The 6,170-nt window shown below is 64.2% G+C and carries 8 protein-coding genes (1 of these 8 running past the window's edge); 4 read left to right on the top strand and 4 right to left on the bottom strand.

Features of this window, described 5'->3' with window-relative positions; all coding sequences use genetic code 11:
* Nucleotides 1–85: 85 nt before the first annotated feature.
* On the bottom strand, nt 86–343 hold the full coding sequence (locus ACKODO_RS05165; protein WP_408982380.1) for an AAA family ATPase: 258 nt from the start codon (nt 341–343) through the stop codon (nt 86–88).
* Between the two features lie 620 nt (nt 344–963).
* On the opposite strand from ACKODO_RS05165, the gene ACKODO_RS05160 reads away from it, so the two are divergent.
* Nucleotides 964–1,437 (top strand): hypothetical protein, encoded by a 474-nt coding sequence (locus tag ACKODO_RS05160; RefSeq protein ID WP_408982379.1) that lies wholly within the window; start codon nt 964–966, stop codon nt 1,435–1,437.
* Nucleotides 1,438–1,518: 81 nt separating this feature from the next.
* Entirely contained in the window at nt 1,519–1,968 is a 450-nt protein-coding gene (locus ACKODO_RS05155; RefSeq protein WP_408982378.1) for a hypothetical protein, read from the top strand.
* A gap of 56 nt (nt 1,969–2,024) precedes the next feature.
* Here the strand turns inward: ACKODO_RS05155 and ACKODO_RS05150 are convergent, their stop codons facing one another.
* Nucleotides 2,025–2,669: a DNA-3-methyladenine glycosylase family protein gene (locus ACKODO_RS05150; RefSeq protein WP_408982377.1), complete on the bottom strand. Its 645-nt coding sequence runs from the start codon at nt 2,667–2,669 to the stop codon at nt 2,025–2,027.
* A 70-nt stretch (nt 2,670–2,739) separates the two neighbouring features.
* Between ACKODO_RS05150 and gluQRS the strand changes: the two genes are divergently transcribed.
* Nucleotides 2,740–3,561, top strand: coding sequence for a tRNA glutamyl-Q(34) synthetase GluQRS (gene gluQRS / locus ACKODO_RS05145; protein WP_408982376.1), 822 nt, complete (start codon nt 2,740–2,742; stop codon nt 3,559–3,561).
* A gap of 64 nt (nt 3,562–3,625) precedes the next feature.
* Here the strand turns inward: gluQRS and ACKODO_RS05140 are convergent, their stop codons facing one another.
* Nucleotides 3,626–4,549, bottom strand: coding sequence for an AEC family transporter (locus ACKODO_RS05140; protein WP_408982375.1), 924 nt, complete (start codon nt 4,547–4,549; stop codon nt 3,626–3,628).
* Between the two features lie 123 nt (nt 4,550–4,672).
* Between ACKODO_RS05140 and ACKODO_RS05135 the strand changes: the two genes are divergently transcribed.
* Nucleotides 4,673–5,719, top strand: a complete 1,047-nt coding sequence (locus tag ACKODO_RS05135) for an ATP-binding protein (RefSeq protein ID WP_408982374.1) — start codon at nt 4,673–4,675, stop codon at nt 5,717–5,719.
* A 9-nt stretch (nt 5,720–5,728) separates the two neighbouring features.
* On the opposite strand, the gene ACKODO_RS05130 is transcribed toward ACKODO_RS05135, so the two are convergent.
* Nucleotides 5,729–6,170, bottom strand: partial view of a M23 family metallopeptidase gene (locus tag ACKODO_RS05130; protein WP_408982373.1) — the 3' end only. Its footprint extends 1,565 nt past the window's final position; the window shows 442 of its 2,007 coding nt (coding positions 1,566–2,007); its start codon lies off the right edge, out of view — the gene reads right to left on this strand; its stop codon occupies nt 5,729–5,731.

Raw genomic sequence — 6,170 nt, 5'->3', positions numbered from 1 at the left:
ACCCGCAGATCGCCCGTTTGCCGTTCACCCGTCACCAGCTCCATGCACAGCCGCTCCGATCACCTGCAACACATTGATTCTTATATCATAATCTTCGCTCTTCGTCATGGAATTGGCGCGGCCATATGGGAAATGCGGGATTACGTAGTTCGCTGCTAAAACTTAAATTTTCGGATGTATTGTACGTGTTAAGGGCCTCAAGAATTGAGGATTTACCTGAGTTATTGGGGCCTGTTATCACCGTAAGGCCACTTCCCTCGTTGCCGGTTGGGCACGCGAAGTTTAGCTCCTGTTTTGTTTCAAAACCGCGATAGCCGGTGATTTCAATTTTGGTAAGGTGCAATGGGGGAGCCTCAAAAAATTGTCGCTACAATATCTACTCTCAGAATGGCTGGTCCTGCAAAGACTAAACCTGTGAACAAGCCCGACTTATCCCCGCCCTCCCCACCACCCTCATAATCCCTCTCACCCCGCCGGGTCGGGCCGGCCGTCTCATGAGCGGAGCGGGCAGGCGGCGGGGTCGATTCCGGGTTCGCGGGGGCATTGAGCCCTCGCGCCGTCCGGCCTGCCGGCTCATGGCAGGCGCGGCGGAAGCGCCCGCAGCCTCACCCCGGGCCGCGCCAGCGGTCTGCCTGCTGGTCAGGGCAGCGAAAGCCGGGGCATAGGTTGCAGCCGAATTGCAGTGCGGGGTTCAACCGTGCCAGGGCTCCGGAACAACCGGTCCCCTACCATTTGCCGAGCGCCTCCGGTTCGCTTGGAGGTTGCGCCCCGCACTGTCCCGACTTCTTGCGGCGCTGGAAACGCCCGGAAGAGCGTTGAATCATGGCAATGTAACAATGTATCATTACACTGACACCGGCGCCGGTGAAAAAGGTGGAATTTTCCTGGTAAACAGTTTGCAAGAAATTTCGGCTCGGAATAATACATATTTTTGCGAACTTCTTTTTTATTGGACTTTGCCTCATGGCTCTTGCTCATCGTCGCGCCGGGACGCGTCATGTCTCTCCCATCCCTATGGAACGGAACTTTCGACGTTTCGCGTGTGGTGAACACGTCCGCGAGCGATCGATCGAGGCGGGCGCGACCTCTGAATTTCTGGGCCATCTCATTGTGGGCATTCCCGCTGATCGGCTCGAGGAATACCGTTTCACCTCTGTTGGTTCTGGGGTCATCGCCCATTTCGGTCGGGACATTTCGGCCGATTCCTTTTCGGAGATTCTCCGATCCTCGTCGCATTTGAGACCCTGCCTCGAACAGTCGGAAAAGTCTTTGAGGATTGATGAAAAGGTCGGATCGCGCCACCGCTATGATTTTGCTGACATGTGGGTCGTTGAATATTCTCGTGTTATCTATCCGGTAACCGCTGGAAGCCGCAGCACTTGCGTGATCAGTCACTCTGTTTTTCATGATCACTCGCTGGAGGGTCGTTATTTCTAATCCGCTGCGCTGCCAGCGTTGAACTCAGGGCATGCAAACAAGACAGGCAATTGTTCAAACCGCGCCAGGGACGGGGGCAGAATGCTTCTTCGATTTGATCTCACGGACGACGAGGCTACTCATTTCAAGTTGCTGTCGGACCTCTGCACGAATGCTTCCAGACCGGATTTTGTCGACATCATCCAGTCGTGGGACATGGATCGGCTCTGCATGCTGAGCCGCCGGCTTGTTGTTCTCCGGCCGGCGGAACAGCTGGATGATTTCGAATGTCTCTATTATGGCGACGAATTGCAGGAGCGGTTCGGCGCCGACTTCACCGGCTATCGCTTCGCCGAGGTCCCCGAACTCGAGGAGATCCGGCATTCGCTGGATGCCTTCCGGCAGGTCGCCCTTCACAAGACGCCGCATTTTTGCCGGGTTTCGCGCACGCAGCGCGTTCCCGCGGGCATCGACTACACCCGGATCCTCTATCCTGTCCTCAAGGGCGGCAGCACGCGGCTTGTTGTCGGCATCATGATTTTCCTCGATTGAGCGGCGGTGAGTGAAACGGTCGCGCCTGGCGCTCGCCTTTTCAGCCCGCCACCATGTCAGCCCGCCACCATGCCCGCTCGCTTCTTCACATGGCCATAATAGGCCCAGAGCATGCGCGCCGCCACGGCCCGCCATGGGCTCCAGCGTTCGGCAATGATTGCGATTTCCTTCGCGGTCGGCCGCAGATCGAGGCCCATGGCGAGCTTCGCGCCCTCCTGCAGCGCGAGATCGCCTGGCGCGAACACATCCTGCACGCCCACCGAGAACATCAGCCAGACCTCGGCGGTCCATGGCCCGATGCCATGCACCTTCACGAGGCTCGTCTGGGCCTCTGCCGCCGGCATCTCGCCGAGACGATCGATCGGCAGGTCTCCCGCGATGACCGCTGAGGCAATCGCACGGAGCGTCTTGATCTTTCCGATCGAATAGCCGCAGGCGCGCAAATCCTCGTCGCTCATCGCCATCAGCCCCTCGGGCGTGATGGGGTCGACGACCGCGCGCAACTTGCCGCGGATGGCATTGGCGGCGGAGGTCGAGACCTGCTGCGCGGTGATGGTCGAAACGAGCCCCCCGAATCCCGGCTCGCGCCAGCGCAGGGCGGGCACGCCGCAGGTCTCGGCGATCATCGCCATATGCGGGCACATCGCGCGGAGGGCCTCCACGCCGCGGGCGACATCGGCTTCGGAGGTGAGTATGCTCATGGCTGGCCCCGTCTGGTTTGGCTGTCATGCCCGGATTCATCAGGGCCATGCAAGGCCGTGATTGATCCGCATGCAACCCGTTTTCCGCTTCGCCCCCAGCCCCAACGGTCACCTGCATCTGGGGCATGCCTTTTCGGCCCTCATCAATGCGCGCATGGCGGCGGAGAAAGGCGGACGATTCCTCATCCGGATCGAGGATATCGACACATCGCGCTGCACCGATGCGCTCGTGGCGGATTGCCTTGACGATCTCGCCTGGCTGGGCCTCGCCTGGGAGGAGCCTGTTCTCCGGCAATCCACGCAATTCGCGCGCTACAGGGCCGCGGCGGATGATCTTGCTGCTCGTGGGCTCGTGTTCCGCTGCACCTGCACGCGCGGGGATATCCAGAAGGCGGCGGGCGAGAATCCGCCGCGCGATCCCGATGGGGCGATCCTCTATCCCGGCACATGCCGGCATGGAGGAGCGGGAGAGGGGCCCCATGCCCTGCGGCTCGATTGCCGCGCTGGAATCGCCACGCTTTCCTCTCCGCTCGAATGGCGCGAGACGGGAGAGGGCGCGGAGCAGTCGATCCCCGCCGATCCCTCGATCTGGGGCGATGTCGTGCTGATCCGGAAGGATGTTCCGGCGAGCTATCACCTCGCGGTTGCGCTCGATGATGCGATGCAGGGTGTCACGCATGTGGTGCGGGGGCGCGACCTCCACGCCGCCACGGCCATCCACAGGCTGCTGCAATCGCTCCTCGGCCTTCCCGCGCCGGTCTATCACCACCACGCGCTGATCCTCGACGAGGAGGGTAGGAAGCTCTCGAAATCCTCCCTCTCCACGCCCCTTCGCCATTTGCGCGCGGAGGGGGTGACGGCAAGCGAAATACGCCGACATTTGGGGTTCTGACGCCAAAGGTTGGTCACACCCTCGCGGTCTTGGCCAGACTTTTTCCCGCCATGACGACTTCGCCTCAGCGCCCGGCCACCATCGTCACCACGAAGGTCGTGGTCACCACCGCGATCAGCGTGGTCAGCGCGATGGTGCCCGAGGCGATGGCCTCGGCCTTGCGGTAGCGCTCGGCCACCAGAAAGGCGTTGATGCCGGAGGGGCAGGCCGCGAAGAGCGTCGCCGCGCCGATCCAGACCGGCGGCAGCACGAAAACATGCTTCGCGAGCAGGAACACCAGCAGCGGATGCAGGATCAGCTTCAGCGCGCCAACGCCGACGATCAGCAGGCGCGAGCCGGTGAAACTCACCCGAACCAGCCCCATGCCCGTTGCCACCAGCGCGCAGGGCGCCGCTGAGTGGCTCAGGAACGTGACGATGGAAAGTGGAATCTCCGGCAGCTTCTGGCCGGTGAGGCGCCAGGCAAGCCCCGCGAAAATGCCGATCAGGATCGGGTGCGTCACCAGCGAACGGAAGAGCTTTACGGTCGCGGCTGCTCCGCCGCCCCGCTCGATCAGCACGGTCACGAGGGTCATCGTGACGGGGAGATGCACCGCGAGCAGCAGCACGATGGGCACGCGACCCGCCTCGCCGAACACGCCGAGAATCAGTGGAATGCCGATCAGCACGGTGTTCGATTGCGCGGCCGTGAAGCCGATCACCGCCCGTTCGGCGCGGTCGCGCCCGGCGAGCCTGGCGAAGGTGCTGCCTGCAAGCCAGACCAGAGCCAGCGGGATGAAATAGGCGAGCCAGTATGGTGCGGGGTTCAGGTTCGGCAGGTCGGCCGTCGCCACCGTGCGGAAAAGCAGGGCGGGAATCGCCAGCACGAACACGAAGGCGGAGAGCCCTTCGCCGGCGCTCTGGCCGATCAGCCCCGTGCGCACGGTGACATAGCCCACGGCGATGAGCGCGAAAATGGGGGCGACGATGGCGAAGGAGGTGGCGAGCATGGAAGGGGCCGGGCGAGACAGGGAGCCGGATCGCGCCCGGCATTCAAGGGCTGTTTACGCCAGCGGGCGATAAAGGGAAGAGTGCGGGTTCGCCCGCGTCCCTCAAGAACTGACGGATGTCCGATGCCCAGCTCGCCCACCCTCTCGCCCCGGGCCATCCGGGAAATCGCGCATGAGCTCAGAAGCCCGCTCGGCGGCTTCGAGGCGATGCTGGATCTGCTTGCCGCCACGCCCCTGAGCCCGGATCAGGCGCGGCTGGTGGAAGCGCTCGAGGCAAGCGCGCAGCATCTCCGGGCCATTCTCGCGCGCATCCTGCCGCCCCATGCCGAGGAAACCCGCGAGGTGCCGCGCCTCGGCGCCCTCATCGAGGCGATCGTCGCCAGCGCCAGTGCCCGGGCCGAAAGGAAGGGACTCGTCTTTGTCCTGAACCTCGATCCGGCCGTGAACCGCGAGGCGGAGATTGATGCGCTCGGCCTGCGGCAGGTGCTCGAGAACCTGATCGACAATGCCATCCGCATGACGACTGCGGGGCGCATCACGCTGGATGTCGCGTCCGGCGCCGGCGGGCGCATGGCTTTCCGGCTCACCGATTCCGGCCCCGGACTTGATCCGGCGCGCGCCAAACGCCTCATGGTCGCCTCCCCCGGCCAACGCGGGAAGCGCGGCGGCCTCGGCCTCGGCATCGCGGCGCGGCTGGTGGAAAGCCGGGGCGGCAAGCTCGCGGCCGAGCGGCTCGCGCCCGGTCCCGGCACGGCCTTCACCTTCGATTGGCCGCCGGCACCCCCCAGGCATTCCGAGAGCCGGCTGCTGATCGTGGATGATCACCCGGCCTCACGGCTTGTGCTGCGGACGATTCTCTCCGCCCTCGGCTTTCCCTGCGAAGAGGCGGCGAGCGCCGGTGCCGCCCTGGAACGCCTGCGCGTGGCACGTTTCGCCGCGGTCTTCACGGATCTCCAGATGCCCGAAGGGGGAGGGCGCCGGCTGATCGAGCAGCTGGGCGCGCAGGCTGACCGGCCGGCCGTGGTCATCGCCAGCGCGGATGACCCGCGCGAGGAAGCCGGGCTGACAGCGGGATTTGACGCGGCGATCCGGAAGCCGCTCACGGTGCCGGCCGTCATCGCCGTGCTGAGGCAGCTCGGCCTCACGCCGGGTGCCCGGCAGGCGGCCTGAGGAGCCTGATCAGTTCTGGGCAAGTTGGCTCGCCTGGCCCGGCGCACGTTTGAGCACATCATCGATGAAGGCGCGCTCGCGCTTGAATTCCTCGAGCTGCCTGCCCGCGAGTTCGCGGCCCCGGGGTAGGCGGATCGCGAGCGGATCGACGAAGCGCTCGTTGATCATCACCTCGTAATGCAGATGCGGACCTGTGGAGAGGCCGGTGGAGCCCAGCCGCCCGATGATCTGGCCCTGCCGCACCCGCGCACCGGCCCTGATGCCCGGCGCAAACGCCGAAAGGTGGCTGTAGGCCGTGACATAGTTGTGATTATGTTCGATCTCGATGCGACGGCCATAGCCCGAATCCCATTCGGCGAGCCGCACCACGCCATTGCCGGCCGCGCGGATCGGCAGGCCTACCGGCCCCGACCAGTCCACGCCCGCATGCAGGCGATAACCGCCGGTGATC

The sequence above is a fragment of the Rhabdaerophilum sp. genome (assembly GCF_046092605.1).
Classification (GTDB): domain Bacteria; phylum Pseudomonadota; class Alphaproteobacteria; order Rhizobiales; family Beijerinckiaceae; genus Rhabdaerophilum.
Note: the sequence above shows the minus strand (reverse complement) of the source record. Positions and strands in the feature narration are given on the sequence as shown.

Coding starts and splice junctions, on each gene's coding strand:
- ACKODO_RS05160 (WP_408982379.1), top strand. CDS start 964: ATGGCTCTTGCTCATCGTCGCGCCGGGACGCGTCATGTCTCTCCCATC.
- ACKODO_RS05155 (WP_408982378.1), top strand. CDS start 1,519: ATGCTTCTTCGATTTGATCTCACGGACGACGAGGCTACTCATTTCAAG.
- ACKODO_RS05150 (WP_408982377.1), bottom strand. CDS start 2,669: ATGAGCATACTCACCTCCGAAGCCGATGTCGCCCGCGGCGTGGAGGCC.
- gluQRS (WP_408982376.1), top strand. CDS start 2,740: ATGCAACCCGTTTTCCGCTTCGCCCCCAGCCCCAACGGTCACCTGCAT.
- ACKODO_RS05140 (WP_408982375.1), bottom strand. CDS start 4,549: ATGCTCGCCACCTCCTTCGCCATCGTCGCCCCCATTTTCGCGCTCATC.
- ACKODO_RS05135 (WP_408982374.1), top strand. CDS start 4,673: ATGCCCAGCTCGCCCACCCTCTCGCCCCGGGCCATCCGGGAAATCGCG.